Raw genomic sequence first — 18287 nt, forward strand, 5'->3', positions numbered from 1 at the left:
GTACGCTCAGGCGAAGGAAAGGAATCCAGCGCGCTGGTCAGGGCAGACGCGGAACTGGGCGCCCATCGACTCGGTCGCCCTGAATCCGGAGCGAGCCAACGACGAACGCGCCGATGCGGCGTGATCGAGAAAACGCGACAACTATCTTGAAAAACACCGCGTCTTCGGCGTTGCGGCAAGGGTTACATAGCCGGGCTATGCGCCCCTTGCCGCGCCTTGAAGACAATCCGCGATCCGGCGCGATTTTGGGATAATCTATTTTTTCCGCGTCCTTAACAGTCCAAATCACGCCATTCCAGTGAAATTTTACCGCTCCAGGAATATTCTCGCGGCCGTCACGCCTTGACTGTCTCCCTGCAAGGCGCGATCCTTCAGCGAACGCTCCTGAATCCCCTATCCAACTGAATTTCCGCCTTTTTTGAATCCGCCCACCGCCACCTTCCGCGAGCGCTCCACGGTGCAGGCCACGGCCCCGTGCCAGAAAGCCCGCCCGCCCGCGGCCTCCATGCCGTGCCGGGCTGGGGAGGCTGGAGGGCCGTGAGACCGCTGGAAGATCTCCTGGCCGACCTAGCGCGCCGCGACATCCGCCTCACGGCCAACGGCGCCAATCTGCGCTTCGACGCCCCGCCGGGCGCCATGGACGACGCCGTGCGCGAGGAGATCAAGGCGCGCAAGGGGGAGATCCTCGCCTTTCTGGCGGCCGGGGAGGGCGTCATCCCGCCGGCGCCGCCGGCGGCGCGCTACCCGCTCTCGTTCGCCCAGCGCCGCCTCTGGTATCTGTGGCGCCTCGCCCCCGCCAACCCCTTCTACAACGCCCCCACGGTGCTGGAGCTGCGCGGTGCGCTGGACGAGGCGGCGCTACGCGGGGCGCTCGATGCCCTGGTGGCGCGCCATGAGGTGTTGCGCAGCGTCTACGCCGATGGCGGCGAGGGGGAGCCGATGCAGGAGGTGCGCCCGGCGTTGCCGCTGGCGATGGCGCTCCACGACCTGCGTGAGCTGTCGCCGGAGGCGCGGGCGGAGCGTCTTACCGCGCTGGCCGAGGCGGAGGCGCGGGCGCCCTTCGATCTCGCCGCCGATCCGATGCTGCGCGCCCTGCTGGCGCGCACCGCCGCCGATACCTGGGTGCTGATGCTCACCCTGCATCACATCGTTTCCGATGGCTGGTCCATCGGCATCCTGGTGCGCGAGCTGCAGGCGCTCTACGGTGGGGAGGCGCTGGCGCCGCCGGCGATCCAGTACCGGGACTTCGCGGTGTGGCAGCGCGCCACCCTCAGCGGGCCGCGCCTGGAGGCGCTGGTGGAGCACTGGCGGCGGCGTCTGGAGGGGGCGCCCACCCGGCTCCCGCTGGTCGCCGACCGCGCCCCCGGTGAGGGGGCCGCGGCGGTCGGGGGTGCCGCGGCGTTCCGGCTTGCGGGCGGCGTTCAGGAGGCGTTGCACGCCCTCGCCCGGGGGGAGCGGGCGACGCTCTTCATGCTCCTCGCCACCGCCTACGCCGCGCTCCTCGGGCGCTACACCGGCAGCGAGGAGCTGCTGGTCGGGGCGGCCATCGCCAACCGCACGCGCCAGGAGCTGGAGGGGCTGATCGGGCTGTTCGTCAACACCGTGCCGCTGCGCGCCGATCTCTCCGGCGACCCCTCCTTCCGCACCCTGCTGCGGCGCCTGCGCGGGGTCGCCCTGGAGGCCTTCGAGCGGCAGGAGCTGCCCTTCGACGTGATGGTGAGCGAGTTGCAGCCGGAGCGGGAGGCGCTGCGCACGCCGCTGGTGCAGGCGGTGCTGGTGGTGCAGAACGCGCCGGCCGAGGCGTGGAGCCTGCCGGGGGTGACGGTGCGCCCGCTGCCGCTGGCGGTGCACACCGCGCGCAACGACCTGGAGCTGCATATGTGGGAGGACGCCGCCGGGCTCGCCGGGATCCTCTACTACGACGCGGGTCGTTTCGAGGAGGCCACCGTGCGGCACATGGCGGGGCATCTGGAACGGATCATCGAGGCGATGGCCGTGGCCCCAGACGGGCCGGCCCTGGGGACGCCTTTGATTTCCCCGGAGGAGCAGCGGCGGCTCCTCGCGGTCGATGCCCCGCCGCCGCCCGCCGAGCCGGTCACCGCGCTGATCGCCGCCGCGGTCGCCGCCCGGCCGCGGGCGGTGGCGCTGGAGCGGGGGGCGGAGCGGGTCACCTATGGCGAGTTGGCGTCCCGTTCCGCTCAAGTGGCGCGCGCCCTGGCTGCGCGTGGCCTCGCCCGCGGGGCGGTGGTGGGGTTGTGGATGGAGGCCTCACCTGAGGCGATCGTTGCCATCCTCGGCTGCTGGCGGGCGGGGGTGGCCTATCTGCCCCTCTCGCTCGGCGATCCGCTGGGGCGGATCGCCGAATTGGTGGAGGATGGCGGCGTGCGGCTGCTCGTCACCGGTGCCGAGGTGCCGGACGGGGCACCAAAGGGGGTACCCATGGCCACCCTCGCGGAGCTGCTTGCCGCCCCCGCGGATTCGTCGGCCGAGCCGGCGCCGCCGGCCGCCGAGACCCTCGCCTATCTGCTCTATACCTCCGGCTCCAGCGGGCGCCCCAAGGGGGTGGAGGTGACCCACCGCGGCCTCGCCAACCTGGCGCGGGAGCTGGCCTCGGCCTACCGCATCGGGCCGCGGAGCCGGGTGCTGCTGTTCGCCCCGCTCACCTTCGACGCCTCCGTCGGCGACATCGTCGCCGCCCTCGGCTGCGGCGCCACCCTCTGTGTGGAGCCGCGCGCGGCGATGGCGCCGGGCGAGCCGCTGGCGGCGCTGCTGCGCGATAAAGCGATCACGGTGGCTGTCTTGCCCCCATCGATTCTTGGCGTACTGCCGGAGACGGAGCTGCCGGCGCTGGCCACGCTGGTGACGGTGGGCGAGGCGTGCCCGCCGGCGTTGGCGCGCGCCTGGGGGCGCGGGCGTCACTTCGTCAACGGTTACGGCCCCACCGAGAACAGCGTCTGCTCCACCGTCCACGTCGGTGGCCACCGCGCCCCGCCCGACGCGCTGCGCATCCCCATCGGCCGTCCCATCGGCAACGTCGAGGCGTGGCTGCTCGACGCCCGCGGCCGTCCGGTGCCTCCCGGCATGCCGGGGGAGCTCCATCTCGGCGGGGTGGGGCTGGCGCGCGGTTACCTCGGGCGCCCCGAGGAGAGCGCCGCCCGCTTCCGTCCCCACCCCTTCGCCGCCGAACCCGGCGCCCGTCTCTACGCCAGCGGCGACCTTGCGCGCTACGACGAGGAGGGGGTGATCGAGTTCCTCGGGCGGGTCGATCAGCAGGTGAAGCTGCGCGGCATGCGGGTGGAGCTGGGGGAGATCGAGGGGCGTCTATGGGCCCTGCCCGAGGTGCGCGAGGCCGCGGTGGTGGTGGCCGGGGACACGCCTGAGCAGCGGCGCCTGGCCGCCTTCGTGGTGCCGGCGGCGGAGGTCGAGACGGGCGCCGCAGCGGCGCTGGTCAGGGAGTGGCACGACCTCTTCGAGGCACTCTTGGAGCGGGAGAACGAGGAGGGCGAGGGGGACGCTCTTTTCAACCACCAGGGGTGGATTCGCAGCGACGGCGGCGACCCCTTCAGCGAGGCGGAGATGCGCGCCTGGTGCCGCGACGTGAGCGAGGAGATCGTCGCGCGGCGCCCCGCGGCGGTGCTGGAGATCGGCTGCGGCACCGGCATGCTGCTGTTCGCCATCGCGCCCCACTGCGCCCGCTACCGCGGCATCGACCTCTCCGCGCGGGCGGTGGACTACGTGCGCCGCCAGGTGGCCGCCTGTGCGCCGCGTTTCGATCACGTGGAGTGCGCGGTGGGCAGCGCCCTCGATCCGCCGGGGGTGGAGGAGGGCGGGTTCGACGTGGTGCTGCTCCACTCGGTGATCCAGTACTTCCCGGATCCGGACTACCTGCGCGCGGTGATCGAGCGGGCGTTGCGTGCACTGCGTCCCGGCGGGGCGCTGGTGCTCGGTGATGTGCGTAACCTTGCCCTGCATCGGGTCCTGGAGAGCGCCCTGGTCCGCGCCGGCGGCGAGGGGGAGCCGGCGCTGCTGCGCGAGCGGGTGCGGGCGCGCATGGCGCGGGAGCAGGAGCTGCTGGTGGATCCGGGGTTCTTCCTCGCCCTGGCCGCCGACCACCCGCGCCTCGGTGGCTGCCGCTTCCGCTTGCAGGGCGGCGCCGTGGCCAACGAACTCAACCGCTACCGCTACACCGCCATCCTTGAGAGCGCGCCGCTTCCCCCGCCGGTGACCCCGCTCGACGGGCGCGGCCTGGGGATCGCGGAGTTGGCCGCGCACCTGCGCGCCGCGGCGCCGGAGACGGTGGCCTGGAGCGGGCTCGCCAACGCCCTGTTGGCCCCCGAGCTGGCGGCGGATGCCGCGCTCTTCGGCGAGGAGTGGGAGGGCGGGGCGGAGGGGGTCACCCCCGAGGCGCTCTACGCCCTCGCCGGCGAGCTGGGCTACCGGGCCGAGGTGAGCTGGGCGCGCGACCCCGGCGACGGTCGCCTGGATGTCCTCTTCCACCGCGGGCAGGGCGCGCCGCCGACGCTGCCGCTCTCCGCTCTCGGGAGGACGGGGGAGCCCGGCGCGCTGGTCAACGAACCGGTCGCCCCGCGCCGCGCCGTCGATCTGGCCAAGGCGTGCCGCCACCACCTCCGCGAGCATTTGCCGGCGCACATGGTGCCGCCGCTGATCGAGGTGCGCGACGCCCTGCCGCTCAACGCCCACGGCAAGGTGGACCGGCGGCGCCTGGCCGCGGAGGCGGCGCGCCGCGCCGCCCCGGCGCGCGCCGCGGGCGAGGGGTTGCAGGGGGCGGTGGCGGCGCTCTTCGCCGAGGTCCTGGGGCTGCCGGAGGTGGCGGCGGAGGAGGACTTCTTCCGCCTCGGCGGCCACTCGCTGCTGGCGGTCACCCTGGCCGAGCGCATCTCCCGACACTTCGGCACCTCGCTCTCCATCGCCGCGCTGATCGCCGCCCCGACCCCGGCGGCGGTGGCGGCGCGGCTGGTGGAGGCGGGGGTCGGGACGGGGGCGGCGCCGACGGGCGGAAGCGACCCCGCCTCGCCGTGGCTGCTCCACCTCGGCGGCGGCGGCGCGGGCGCGCCGCTGTTCCTGCTGCCGCCGGTGGCGGGCAGCCCGCTGTGCTATCTCGATTTCGCCACCGCGCTGGCATGGGCGGGGCCGGTGTGGGGGTTGCAGTGCCCCGGCCTGCGCGCCGGCGAGGTGCCGCTGGCGAGCGTCGAGGCGCTCGGCGAGCGGTTCGTCGCCGCCATGCGCTCGGTCCAGCCGCGCGGCCCCTACCGCGTCGCCGGCTGGTCCTACGGCGGGCTGCTGGCGGTGGAGGTGGCGACGCGGCTGGCGGGCGAGGGGGAGGCGGTCGCCTTCGTCGGGCTGCTCGACAGCGCCACCTGCATGCCGCCGACGCCGCCGGCGCGCGGCCTCGCGGCGCTGCGGCGGGTGGCGCGGCGGGCGTTCGAGCTGGTGGTGGGCTTTCCGCTGCTCATCGCCCAGGTGGGGCCGCTGCGCGGCTATCAGGATCTGCGCCGCCTGGCGCAGGCCGCCGGCATCGTGCTGCCCGGTTCGGCGAAGGCGATGCTGCGCGCGACGGCGTGGCGCGATACCCTGCGCCAGGGCGCGCGCGGTCTGGTGCTGTTCCGGCGCAATCTCGCGGCGGCGACCGCCTACGTGCCGCGCTCCTACGGTGGTCCGCTGACCCTGTTGCGGGCCGCGGTACCGCAGGCGGGGGACCCGATCGTCGATGACGTCAACGCGCGCAGCGGCGGGCGGGCGAGGGTTCGTTACGTCTCCGGCAGTCACATGTCGATGATGCTCGATCCGCGCGGTGCCGCGCGGATTGCGGCGATCGTTGCGGACGAGCTGGCGGAGTCGGGTCGGACGGTTGCGGCGGGTGGTGCCCGCGATTCCCTGTAGGAGCGGCCCCTAGGCCGCGATCATGACGGAGTGAGGCGCTTCGATTTGGCAGGTGGTGGGAACGGACGTGGCGCCATCGCGGCCTAGGGGCCGCTCCTACGTGAGGGGGATGTCGCAACCGCTTGCATCCCAAATTCTCCAACAATAGACGGGCTACCAGGAGCCTCCCGATGTCCAAACGCAAACCCTCGCCTCCGCCCGCGGAGGAGCCCCGCGCCGCCTCGCCCGGCATCCCGCAGCGGGTCCTGGCCATGGATGGCGGCGGCCTGCGCTCGCTGGCGACGCTGACCGTCCTGGGTCGCCTGGAGGAGGCGGCCCCCGGCTTCCTCAACGCGGTGGAGCTCTTCGCCGGTACCTCGGCGGGGGGGATCAACGCCCTGTTGCTGGCCGCCGGGGAGGCGCCGGCGGAGGCCCTGGATGCCTGTCTCGCGCTGTGGGACGGGCGGGTCGAGCTGTGGCACACCTCGCCCCTGCGCTCCCTGCGCGCCTTCCGCGGCGACCAGTGCATCTACGACAACGACCGCCTGCGCGAGGCGCTGGAGGAGCGCCTCGGTTCGCGCACCCTGGGCGAGCTGGCCCGCGGGGTGAGCGTGATGACCTTCGACCTGACCGGGCGGGAGGGCGGTAGTTGGTCGCCGGTGATCCTCAGCAACGTCGGCGTCGGCAAGATCCACGGCGAGATCCTGCGCGCGGTCGATGCGGGGCTGGCCACCGGCGCGCTGCCGATGACCCTGCCGATCGCGGGCGGTTACGTGGACGGCGGCCTCTACGCCGGCAACCCGAGCATGGCCGCCCTCAGTGAAATCCTCTGCGCCCTGCGCGGCGGAGAGCAGGAACAGCCGATGGGACACGCCCCCGCCCTGGGGCAGCGCTTCGCGGCGCTGGCCGAGAGCAGTGATCCCGGCTACCAGGGGCCGCTCTCCGGAGAGCAGCTCGCCGGGCTGCGCCTGCTCTCCGTCGGCTGCGGCACCTTCCCCGCCTACCTGGAGGTGCTGGACGCCCATTGGGGTTGGCAGCAGTGGCTGGCCGATGCGCAGGACCCCGCGCGCCTGGTCCAGGTCGCCCATGCCGGGGCGGAGCAGTCGGCGGATCTCTACTGTCAGTTGATCCTCGGCAGCCGCGGTTACCACCGTCTCCAGCCGCGGCTCTCCGAGGCGGTCCACCCCTCCCACGATTTCGGCGCCGCCGGCTATGCGCCGCTCATCGACAAGGTGCGCGAGATCGCGCTGGCGGCGGGTCGGGCGGTCGATCTGGAGCCGACCCTGCGCTGGCTCGACGCCGGGGGGTGGGGGTGAGTCTCCACCATCGGGCGCCGCGCGCCACGGCAGTGCGAGGCGGCGAGGATCCCTGGCTCTACCGTTTCGGCGCCGCCCCCGAGGCGGCGCGCTGCACCCTGGTGTGCCTGCCGTGCGCCGGTTGCAGCTCCGCCATGTACGCCTCGTGGGCGGCGGAGCTGCCCGCCGACGTGGGCATCGCCGCCGCCCGCCTCCCCGGCCGCGAGGCGCGCTTGGCGGAGCCCCCCTTCAAGCGCATGGAGGCCTTCGTCGAGGCCTTCCTGCCGACCCTGCGCCAACTCGCCCGCCGCCCCTATGCGCTGTTCGGCCACTCCATGGGGGCGTTGATGGCCTACGCGCTGGTCACCGCCCTGCCCGAGGCGGTGCCGCCGCCGCGTCACCTGTTCCTCTCCGCGCACCGCCCGCCGCAGCTCGACCTGGGGCGGGAGCCGATCGCGGAGAAGCCGCAGGAGGCCTTCCTCGCGGCGGTGCAGGCGATGGGCGGGCTGCCCGAGGAGGTGAGCCGCCACCCGGAGCTGCTGGAGCTGATCGTTCCGCCGATGCGCGCCGACTTCCGGCTCTGCGAGACCTATCCGCGCGGGCCCGACAGCGGACCGTCGCCGCTCCGTGTGCCGGTCACGGTGTTCGGCGGGCGGGAGGACGGCAACGCCACCCCGGCGGCGATGGAGCGCTGGGGCGAGCTGTGCGACGACCTGCGCGGGGTACACATCCTGCCGGGCGACCACTTCTATCTGCGTGACCACCGGCCGGCCCTGCTTGCGGCCATCGCCGCCGTGTTGCGCGAGGTTGCCGGTCCATGACCCGATCCGGCGACGACGGGCGGCGCGCCATCGACGGCTATTCGCGTATCGCCGAGCGCTATGAAGAGGAGGGGAACCTCCGCTCCGTGTGGGGCCTCCTCGCCGAGGAGCGGATCGCCGCCCTGGAACCGTCGCCCGCGTGGAAGGTGGTGGCCGACATCGGCTGCGGTACGGGCGCCAGCAGCCGCGCCCTGGCCGCCCGCCTGGCGCCGGATGCGCGCCTGATCGGGGTCGAGCCCGCCGACGGCATGCGCGCGGTGGCCGAGCGCGCCTGTGCCGGCGATCCGCGCATCGAGCTGCGTGCCGGCGCCTTCGAGGCGCTGCCGCTGGAGACGGCGTCGGTGGACGCCCTGTTCAGCATGTGGGCCTTCCACTGGAGCGTGGACCCCGCGGCGGCGGTGGCGGAGATGGCGCGGGTGCTCAGGCCCGACGGCGACATCGAACTCTTCTTTGTCGGGCGCCATACCGGCGGTCGTTTCTCGGAGGTGACCAGCGAGGTGCTCGGGCGCCACCTCGACTGGGAGGAGCGGCTCGGCTCGGCGCGGGTGATGCAGTCCTTCGACCGGGCCGCGGTGGAGGCGCTGTTCGCCCGCTTCGGTCCGGCGCTGACCGTCGAGGAGAGCTTCCCCGAGGTGGTCGCCCCGCTGGAGGCGCAGCTCGCCTGGCTGATCCGCATGGAGGGGCAGTTCGCCCTGCTGGAGGGGGAGCGGCGCGCCGCCTTCGACCGCGACCTGCGCGCGGCCCTCGCCGAGCTGGAGCGCGACGGCGGGGTGCCCTACACCGCCCATGTGCTGCATGTGCGGGTCGACGGGGCGCGGCGCGGCGGCCACGAGGAGGTTGCGCCAAGCCGCGAGAGTTGGGGTGAACTGCTTGCCGCCCTGCCGGCGGCGTCACGCCCGGCTCGGGCGCGCAGTCTGGTGCGCGAGCTGGTGGCCGAGGTGCTGGGGCGCCCGCTGGCGGAGGGGGAGGAGGGGCGCGGGCTGCGCGATCTCGGCCTCGACTCGCTGGACGCGGTGACCCTGGCGCGCCGCCTCGCCGAACAGCTCGGTCGTCCGGTGCCCAACACGGTGCTCTTCAGCCACCCCTCGGTGGCCGCCCTGGCGGAGCTGGTCCTCGCCCCGGCGGGCGACGGTCGTCCGGTGGCCGCGTCCGAGGCGCCCCGTCGCGCCGCCCCCGAGGCCTCGGCCGCCGCCCCCATCGCCATCATCGGCATGGCCTGCCGCTTCCCCGGCGGGGTCGCCGATCCCGACGCCTTCTGGGAGCTGCTCGCCGTCGGTCGCGACGCGATCACCCCGCTGCCCGTCGAGCGCTGGGACGGCGCGCGCCTGCCCGCGGGGGTGCCCCCCTTCGCCGGCCTGCTCGACGATCTCGAATCCTTTGACGCCCCGCTCTTCCACATCGCCCCCACCGAGGCGCGCAGCATGGACCCGCAGCAGCGGCTGCTGCTGGAGTGCGCCCGGGAGGCCTTCGAGGGGGCGGCCATCGCCCCCGACCGGGTGGCCGGCAGCCGCACCGGGGTGTGGGTCGGCATCTCCTCCCACGACCAGATGTTGCGCCTCCAGCGCCGCCCGCTGGAGCAGGGGGACCTCTACTCGGTGCTCGGCAGCATGCCGTCGGTGGCCGCCGGGCGGGTCGCCTACACGCTCGGGCTGGCCGGGCCGGCGGTGGCGGTGGATACCGCCTGCTCCTCGTCGCTGGTGGCGCTCCACCAGGCGTGCCAGGCGCTGCGCGCGGGGGAGGTGGCGATGGCCCTGGCGGGCGGCGTCAACTGTCTGCTCTCGCCCGAGTACAGCGTCGGCTTCAGCAACGGCCGGATGCTCTCTCACAGCGGGCGCTGCCGCAGCTTCGACGCCGCCGCCGACGGCTACGTGCGCGCCGAGGGGTGCGGGCTGCTGCTGCTCAAGCGCCTCGACCACGCCCTCGCCGACGGCGACCGGGTGGTGGCGGTGGTGCGCGGCTCGGCGGTGAACCAGGACGGCGCCTCTTCGGGCCTCACCGCCCCCCGCCAGCCGGCCCAGGAGGCGGTGATGCGCGACGCGCTGGCCGCCGCCGGGCTGGCCCCGGAGGCGGTGGACGCGGTGGAGGCCCACGGCACCGGCACGGTGCTCGGCGACGCGGTGGAGCTGCACGCCCTCGACGCGGTGTTCAGCGCCCGCGAGCGGCCGCTGATGCTCTCCTCGGTGAAGAGCGTGATCGGCCACGCCGAGGCGGCCGCGGGGGTGGCGGGGGTGATGCGGGTGATCCTGGAACTGCACCACCAGCGCTACACCCCGCACCTGCACCTCGATACCCTCAACCCCTCCCTCGACTGGCAGCGCTCCGCGCTCAACGTTCCCGTGGCGGGGGCGGCATGGCCGCGCGGCGAGCGGCCGCGGGTGGCGGGGGTGAGCAGCTTCGGGGTGGGCGGCACCAACGCCTTCGTGCTCCTCTCCGAACCCCCCGAAGAGCGGGGACGCGACGGCGTGGTGAGCACCGCCGCCGGGCGGCTGCTGATGCTCTCGGCGGCGGACGACCGCGCCCTGGCCGAGCTGGCGCGGCGCTGGCGGGATCGGCTGCGCGCCGAGCCGCAGCTCGCCGCCGCCGAGGTGTGCCACACCGCCGCGGTGGGCCGCGCCCGTCTGGCGGCGCGCCTGGCGGTGACCGGTGGCGACACTCCCGCCCTGGCCGCGGCCTTGGAACGCTGGCTCGCGGCACCGGCGGCAGTGCCCGGCGAGGGCGCGCCGCGCATCGTCTTCGCCTTCCCCGGCCAGGGGTGCCAGTACCCCGGGATGGGGCGTGAGCTCTATCAAAGTCAGCCCGCCTTCGCCCGCGCCCTGGAGGCCGCGGCCGAGGCGCTGCGCCCGCACATGGACCTCGATCCGCTGGCGCTGCTCTTTGATCCCGCCCACGCCGAACGGCTCGGCGACACCCGCTATATCCAGCCGGCGGTGTTCCTCATCGAGTACGCCCTGGCCGCCCTGTGGCGCGCCTGGGGGGTGGTGCCCGACGCGGTGATCGGCCACAGTTTCGGCGAGTACGCCGCCGCCTGCGTGGCCGGGGTGATGACGCTGGAGACGGCGGCGGAGCTGGTGGCGGTACGCGCGCGCCTCGCCGCGGAGATCCCCGCCGACGGCGGCATGGCGGCGGTGGCCCTCGGTATCGACGAATTGGCTGAGGAGCTGGCGGGCGGGGAGGTGGTGGTCGCCGCGGACAACGGTCCCGCCGCGGCGACCCTCGCCGGTCCCGCGGGGCCCCTCGACGCCCTGGTGGCGCGCCTCAAGGGGCGCAGCGTCAAGGCGACCCGCCTCGACATCTCGCACCCCTTCCACTCCCCGCGGATGGCGCCGATGACCGCCCCCTTCGGAGAAGCCGTGGGGCGCGCCGCGCTGCACCCCGCGCAGCTCCCCTACGCCTCCAGCGTCACCGGCGCGCTGGAGCGCGAGGCGCCGGCCGACCCCGACTACTGGGTGCGCCAGGTGGTGGAGCCGGTGCGCTTCCGCGCCGCCCTGGAGGCGCTGGCGCAGCAGCAAGACGAGACCCTGTTCATCGAGTGCGGCCCGCGCCCGGTGCTGATGGCGCTGGCGCGTCCGCAGCTCTCGCAGCCGTGGCTGCCGACCCTGGTGCCCGGCCCGGAGGGGGCGGAGGTGACCGCGCAGACCCTGGCGGCGCTGTTCACCGCCGGGGTGAGGCTGGACGCCGCGGCGCTGTTCGGTGCCCACCGCCCGCGCCGGTTGTCGATGCCCACCTACCCCTTCCAGCGCACCCGTCTGTGGACCGAGGTGCCCCCGCCGGGGACGGCGGCGCTGCCCAGCGGCGGGGAGGGGCTGCTGGCGCCGGCCCGGCGACTCGCCGACGGCACCCTGCTGGCCGAGGGGACGGTGCGCGCCGAGCGCCCCGGCTGGGTGGCGGACCATCAGGTGGAGGGGCGCATCCTGCTCCCCGCCACCGGACTGATCGATGCCCTGCTGGACGCCGCAGGGGCAGGCGGCCTCGACCACCTCTCGATCGCCCGTCCGGCGGTGGTCCCGGCGCAGGGGGCGCTGCATCTCCAGTTGTTGGGCGGGGCGGACGGCACCCTCCGGCTCCACGGTCGCGATGGCGATGAAGAGGAGTGGCAACTGCTCGCCACCGCGACCCTCGCCGCCGATGGCGTGCCGCCTCCCGCCGGTCCTTCCCTCGATGAAGCAAGGGCGGCCTGCACCGTGGAGCGCGACGGCGCGGCGGTGCGGACTCTCGCCGCGGCGCGCGGCATCGACTTCGGCCCCGCCTTCCGCACCGTGACCGCCCACTGGGCGGGCGACGATCTAGCCCTGGTGCGGCTGCACGACGGCGGCGCCCGTCGCGCCCTGCTGCTCGACGGCTGCCTACAGGCCCTGCTGCCGCTGATCGAGGAGCCGGGGAGCTGGCTGCCGTTCGCGCTCGACGCCGTGCGGCTGGCGGCGGAGCTGCCGGCCACCCTGTGGTGTGTGGCCCGTCGCCGCCCGCGCGCGGCGCAGGCGGTGGCGGCCGATCTGTGGCTGTACGACGAGGCGGGCGAGGCGCTCGGTACGCTCACCGGCCTGACCCTCCGCCGCCTCGCCGGTGAGTCGGGGGCGCACCTCACCGAACTCGCCTGGCGCCGCCGCGGGCGGGCGCGGATGCCGCCGCCCGCGGCTTTCCTGCCGCGCCCCGAGGCGGTGGCGGCGGCCGTCGTGCGGCGCCCGGCCGAGCCGGATGCGGTGGAACTCAACCGCGGGCTGGAGGCGGCTGCCGCCGCGGTCGCCTGGGAGGCGCTGGAGGCGGTGAGCGGGCCCTTGGAGGCGGGGCGGCTGGTGACCCGGCCCGCGGGCATCGCCGCCGGCCACTACGCGCTTTTTGCCCGCTGCCTGAGCACCCTGGTGGAGGCGGGCTTGGCGGAAGCGGGGGAGGGGGCGGCGGTGCGCATCGTCGCGCCGGAGCCGCCGCCGCCGGCCGCGGGGCAGTTGGCGGCGCTTGCCGCGCGCTTCCCCGAGGCCGGTACCGAGATCGACATCGTGCGCCGTTCCGCCGAGGGGCTGGCCGAGGTGCTGAGCGGGCGGCGCGGCGGGCTCGAGGTGCTCTTCCCCGGCGGCGACCTGAGCCTGCTCGCCGCCCTCTACGGCCCCTCGGTGAGCATGAGTGAGACCAACGCCACCGCCGCGGCGGTGGTCGAGCGGCTGGTCGCGGCCGCCCCGCCGGGACGCGCGCTGCGCATCCTGGAGATCGGCGGCGGCACCGGCGGCACCACCGCCGCGCTGTTGCCGGTGCTGGAGCTGGCGGAGGTGGTCTACACCTTCACCGACGTCGGGCCGCGCTTCGTGCAGCAGGCGGGCGATCGGCTCGGGCGCCTGTCGCGCAGCCGCCGCCAGGTGCTCGACGTGGAGCGTCCCGCCGCCGAGCAGGGGATCGCCGAGGGCAGCCAGGACCTCGTCATCGCGGTCAACGTGCTGCACGCCACCGCCGACGTGCGCGCCACCCTGGAGCGGGTGCGCGCCGTGCTCGCCCCGGGCGGCCTGCTGCTGGCGGTGGAGCTGACCGAGCGGCGCGCCTGGGTCGATCTCCACTTCGGTATGACCGACCAGTGGGCGCAGCACACCGACGGCGAGCTGCGCCCCGATCCCGACCACCCGCTGCTCGACGTCCCCCGCTGGCGCCGGGTGCTGCCTGCGGCGGGCTTCACCGAGGTGGCCGTGTTGGAGGCCGATCCGGCCGCGCCGACGCCGGCGAGCGTGATCCTCGCCCGAGCGCCCGAGGAGGCAGTGGCTGCCGCCGGGGAGGTGTTGGTGGTGGGCATGGCCGATGGTTTGGGCGGCCATCTGGCGCGACGCCTTGAGGGAATGGGCGCCCGTGTGCGACTCGCCCACGCCGCGGAGGCCGTTGCGGTGTGGGAGGCGTTGGCTCGGGAGGGGCGTGCCCCGCGGCGGATCGTTCATCTGCCGGCGGCCGAGCAGGGGGCGCTGCCCGAGGCGATCGGCCCCGCCTGCCGTAGCCTGCTGGAGCTGGTGCGAACGGCCGGCGAGGCGTGCCCCGAGGTGGTGACCGCCACCCGCGGCGCAGTGGCGGTGGACCCCGACGAGCCGCTGCCGGGGCCGGTGGGGGGCGCCCTGTGGGGGATGGCGCGGGCCCTCGACCTGGAGTCTCCTGAACTGGCGTTCCGGCGCATCGACCTGGATCCCGCCGTTACCGAACTGGAGGCCGCCCGCACGCTGGCCGACGAGGTCCTCGGCGCGGAGGGGAGCGACGAAGATCCGCCGGAGCGCGAGGTGGCGCTGCGCGGCGCGGGGCGCTATGTGTGCCGCATCGCGCCGCTGCCCGCGGCCCCGCCGGACGGGCAACTGGCCCTGGCGGTGGACGAAGCGCGGGTGCCGGCCTTCCGCCCGGCGCCGCGCCGCGCGCCCGGCGAGGGGGAGGTGGAGATCGCCGTGGAGGCGGCGGGGATCGCCTTCCCGGACGTGCTCCAGGCGGCGGGGCTGACCCCCCTGGAGCGCACCGCCTACGGCTACGACGTGGCCGGGGTGGTGAGCCGGGTCGGTCCCGGTGTCACCCGGCTGGCCCCCGGCGACGCGGTGCTCGGTCTGGCCGACGGCGCCCTGGCGCAGTACGTGGTCACCGACGCCCGGCTGGTGGTGGCGCGTCCGGCCGGGCTCGCCGCCGAGGCGGCGGCGGTGGCGCCCAGCGCCTGGCTCACCGCGCGCCTCACCCTCGACGCCCTGGCCAAGGTGCGCCCCGGCGAGCGGGTGCTGATCCACTCCGCGGCGGGGGCGGTGGGGACGATGGCGCTGCAACTGGCCCGCGCGCGGGGCTGCGAGGTGTTCGCCACCGCCCATCCGGGCAAGGCGGCGGTGCTGCGCGCGCGCGGGGTGGACCACCCCTTGAGTTCGCGCGACACCGGTTTCGGCCGCCGTCTGCTGGAACTCACCGGGGGGCGCGGCGTGGATGTCATTCTCAACGCCCTCACCAGCGACGAGGCGATGGAGGCCAATCTCACCGCCCTGGCCGTGGGGGGGCGCTTCGTCGAGATCGGCAAGCGCGGGGCGTGGAGCGCCGAGCGCATGGCCGGGCGCCGCCCGGACGTCGTCTTCCAGCCCTTCGATCTCTACGGCCTCGCGGCGCGCGAGCCCAAGCGGGTCACGCCGCTGCTGCGCGAGCTGGCCGCGGCCCTCGCCAAGGGGGCGTTGCAGGCGCCGCTCGGCCCGCGCTTCGAGGCGGCGCGGGTGGCCGAGGGCTTCGCCCTGATGCGGCGCGGCTTCAACGTCGGCAAGCCGGTGGTACGGCCACCGCCGACCGCGCCGCATCGTCTCGCGCTCCCCGCGGGGGCGGGGGTGCTGATCACCGGGGGGCTCGGCGGGCTCGGGCTCGCCATGGCCGCGCGGCTGGTGGAGCGGGGGGCACGGCGGTTGATCCTGGCGGCGCGCCGCGAGCCCGACGCCGGGCAGGCCGCGGCGCTGGAGGGGCTGCGCCGGGACGACGCCGAGGTCTCGGTGGTCCTCGCCGACCTCTCCTCTGCCGACGGTGTGCAGACGGCGCTGGCGACGGCCCGCACCGGCGGGCCGCTGGGCGGGATCGTCCACGCCGCCGGCATCCTGCGCGACGGTCACCACCGCCGGCTGCCGTGGGCGGATTTCGCCGCGGTGCTGGCGCCGAAGCTGGACGCAGCGTGGCAGCTGCACCGGCTGACCCGCGACGATCCCCTGTGCTTCTTCGTCGTCTTCGGCTCGCTGGCCGGCATCGCGGGCAACGCGGGGCAGACCGCCCACGCCGCGGCGAGCGCCGGCCTCGACGCCCTGATGCGCCACCGCCACGGGCTCGGCCTGCCGGGGCTGGCGCTGGACCTGGGCCGGGTGACCGGGGTGGGGGCGGCGGCGGACGAGGCGCTGGGGGCGCTGCTGGCCGCGCGCGGGATCGACGGCGTCGGCGTCGGGGAGGTGCTCGACGGCGTCGAGCGGCTGCTCGCCGAGGGGCGGCCCCAGGCGGCCCTGGCCGCGGTGCGTTGGCCGCTGCTGGCGGCCCAGCCGGGCCTCGACGGCCAGGGGCGGTTCGCCGAGGTGGTGGGAGACGCCGCGCCCGCCGCGGCGCGGCGGGCGCCGGTTGAGAGCACTGCCGCCGCGCCGACGGGGGACGGTGAACTGGAGGCGCTGCGGACGATGGTCGCCGCGGTCCTCGGCGGCGCCGCGGAGACGGTTCCCCTCGACACCCCGCTGATCCTGCTGGGCCTCGATTCGCTGATGGCCGTCGACCTGCGCGACCGCCTGCAGAAGGAGTTGGGTCGGACGGTGGCGATGACCCGCCTGATCGGCGGCGTCACCGTGCGCGGCCTGGCGGAGGCCGGCTCGTCGCAATGACTTTGCGTAACTACTAGCCCTATTAAAGAGAATCAACCGCAGATTAACGCAGATTTGCGCAGATGAAGGCTCGGTTCAATCTGCGGAAATCTGCGTTAATCTGCGGTTCATTCAGAAAGGCGTGTCGTTACGACTTTTCTTGTTTAACGCTAGGAGGCTACATGCCACGCATCATCATCATGTCGGGCAAGGGCGGGGTCGGCAAGACCACCGTCGCCGCCGCCACCGGGCTGTCGCTGGCGCGCCGCGGCCACCGCACCGTGGTGCTGTCGTTCGACCTGGCCCACAGCCTGTCGGACTCCTTCGACGTGGGCGAGGCGCTCTTCTCCTCGGCCAAGGGACAGCCGATCAACGTCGCCGAGAACCTGGACATCCAGGAGATCGACGTCCAGGAGGAGCTGGAGCGCCACTGGGGCGACGTCTACCGCTACATGGCGATGCTGCTCGCCGGCAACGGCATCGACGACGTGGTGGCCGAGGAGGCGGCGATCATGCCGGGGATGGAGGACGTCGTCGCGCTGCTCTACATCAACGAGTACTTCGCCGCCGGGCAGTACGATGTGATCGTGGTGGACAGCCCGCCGACCAGCGACAGCCTGCGCTTCGTCAGCATCACCGGCTCCATCGACTGGTATGTGCGCAAGCGGATCAAGATGGACCGCCGCTTCGCCAAGCTGGTGCGCCCGATCCTCAACAAGCTCACCTCCGCCGACGCCTTCATGCTCCCGGACGACAGCTACTTCGGCGCCCTGCAGAAGCTCTTCGAGCGCCTCAACGGGGTCGACGCGCTGATCCACGACCCGGAGATCACCACCGTGCGCCTGGTGACCACCCCCGACCGCATGGTGATCCGCGAGACCAAGCGCGCCTTCATGTACTTCTGCCTCTACGGCATGGCCATCGACCAGTTGGTGGTGAACCGCATGCTGCCGCTGGACAACGACTACTTCGGCGAGTGGGCGACCCTCCAGCAGAAGGCCATCGAGGACATGTCGGCGTGGTTCGACCCGGTGCCGATCGACCGCCTGCCGTTCATGGCCCACGAGGTGGTGGGGCGGGCGTCGCTGGAGCAACTGGCCGATCTGCTGCACCCCGACAGGGACCCGAAGGAGGTGTTCGTGAAGAACCGGCCCTACGCCTTCGAGAAGCTCGACGAGGCGGCCTATCGGCTGACCGTGAACCTGCCCTTCGCCTCAAAGGAGATGGTCGACATCTCGCGCAACGGCGAGGATTTCACGGTGCGCATCGGTTCCTTTAAACGTATGATTGTTCTGCCGCGGGCGGTGGTGCCGCTGCCCACCGCCGGCGCGAGAATCGACAACAATCGCCTGTTCGTCACATTCCAGAAGGAGGGTAGGGCATGACGTCGTTCAACGAGACTGCTCAGGAGCAGATCCGCGCCGCCCAAGGCATGGCCCGGGACGCCCTCAGCCACGGCCAGCGCATGGCCGCGATATTCCACTCCCACCTCCTCAAGGCGCAGATGGAGATGGTCGACGGGGTGCGCGAGGTGTTGGCGCACGAGATCGAGCGCGCCGACCGGGCGGTGGCGAGCCAAGCCCCGGCGGCGGACGCCTCCGCCGACGAGCCGCAGCGCTGAGGGGGGACGGATCGTGCAGAACCTACCTGGCGGGACGGGGATGGAGCTGGTCAACCTGCTGCTCGGGATGCTCAAGGGCAACGGCATGGGCGGGCTGCAGAGCCTGCTGATCGCCCAGCAGGAGGGCTCGCTGATCATGCGCCGCCACATGCTGCGCGCCGAGGCCGAGGTGCTGCAGGGGCTGCTGGCGGTGATCGACGAAGAGCTCAAGAAGGTCGAGCGGGAGATGGAGGAGAAGGCGGCCGAGGAGCCTCCGGTCGGGCGGGAGACGGTCACCGTCGACTGATTGAACCGCAGATTAACGCAGATTAACGCAGATGAATCCTCGGCCTGATCTGCGGTTCAATCGGAAGGGCGAGTAGACGTAGGGTGT

7 protein-coding genes are annotated in these 18287 nt (G+C 74.1%); all 7 read left to right on the forward strand.

The annotated features are described in order from the left end of the window. Positions 1–537: 537 nt before the first annotated feature. The 7 genes from ACYQ2W_RS08075 to ACYQ2W_RS08105 all read left to right on the forward strand — a co-directional run bounded on the left by ACYQ2W_RS08075 (position 538) and on the right by ACYQ2W_RS08105 (position 18200). Positions 538–5901, forward strand: a complete 5364-nt coding sequence (locus ACYQ2W_RS08075) for a non-ribosomal peptide synthetase (RefSeq protein WP_459865087.1) — start codon at positions 538–540, stop codon at positions 5899–5901. Positions 5902–6071: 170 nt separating this feature from the next. Continuing rightward, complete coding sequence (locus ACYQ2W_RS08080) at positions 6072–7196, forward strand: patatin-like phospholipase family protein (protein ID WP_459865089.1); 1125 nt, start codon at positions 6072–6074, stop codon at positions 7194–7196. Then, a complete protein-coding gene (locus ACYQ2W_RS08085) occupies positions 7193–7996 on the forward strand; it encodes a thioesterase II family protein (RefSeq protein ID WP_459865092.1) in 804 nt (267 codons plus the stop codon). The genes ACYQ2W_RS08080 and ACYQ2W_RS08085 overlap by 4 nt, the downstream gene beginning before the upstream one ends. Further along, a complete protein-coding gene (locus ACYQ2W_RS08090; protein WP_459865094.1) occupies positions 7993–16314 on the forward strand; it encodes an SDR family NAD(P)-dependent oxidoreductase in 8322 nt (2773 codons plus the stop codon). The genes ACYQ2W_RS08085 and ACYQ2W_RS08090 overlap by 4 nt, the downstream gene beginning before the upstream one ends. A 161-nt stretch (positions 16315–16475) precedes the next feature. Further along, entirely contained in the window at positions 16476–17678 is a 1203-nt protein-coding gene (locus ACYQ2W_RS08095; protein ID WP_459865096.1) for an ArsA family ATPase, read from the forward strand. Further along, a complete protein-coding gene (locus tag ACYQ2W_RS08100) occupies positions 17675–17914 on the forward strand; it encodes a hypothetical protein (protein ID WP_459865098.1) in 240 nt (79 codons plus the stop codon). The genes ACYQ2W_RS08095 and ACYQ2W_RS08100 overlap by 4 nt, the downstream gene beginning before the upstream one ends. 13 nt (positions 17915–17927) lie before the next feature. Beyond that, positions 17928–18200 carry a hypothetical protein gene (locus ACYQ2W_RS08105; protein WP_459865100.1) on the forward strand — a complete coding sequence of 91 codons (273 nt, stop codon included), beginning with the start codon at positions 17928–17930 and terminating at the stop codon, positions 18198–18200. Positions 18201–18287: the final 87 nt, after the last annotated feature.

It is taken from the genome of Endothiovibrio diazotrophicus (assembly GCF_054657215.1).

Excerpts from the sequence above, each read along its gene's own strand:
- ACYQ2W_RS08080 (WP_459865089.1), top strand. The coding sequence starts at position 6,072 with ATGTCCAAACGCAAACCCTCGCCTCCGCCCGCGGAGGAGCCCCGCGCC.
- ACYQ2W_RS08100 (WP_459865098.1), top strand. The coding sequence starts at position 17,675 with ATGACGTCGTTCAACGAGACTGCTCAGGAGCAGATCCGCGCCGCCCAA.
- ACYQ2W_RS08095 (WP_459865096.1), top strand. The coding sequence starts at position 16,476 with ATGCCACGCATCATCATCATGTCGGGCAAGGGCGGGGTCGGCAAGACC.
- ACYQ2W_RS08090 (WP_459865094.1), top strand. The coding sequence starts at position 7,993 with ATGACCCGATCCGGCGACGACGGGCGGCGCGCCATCGACGGCTATTCG.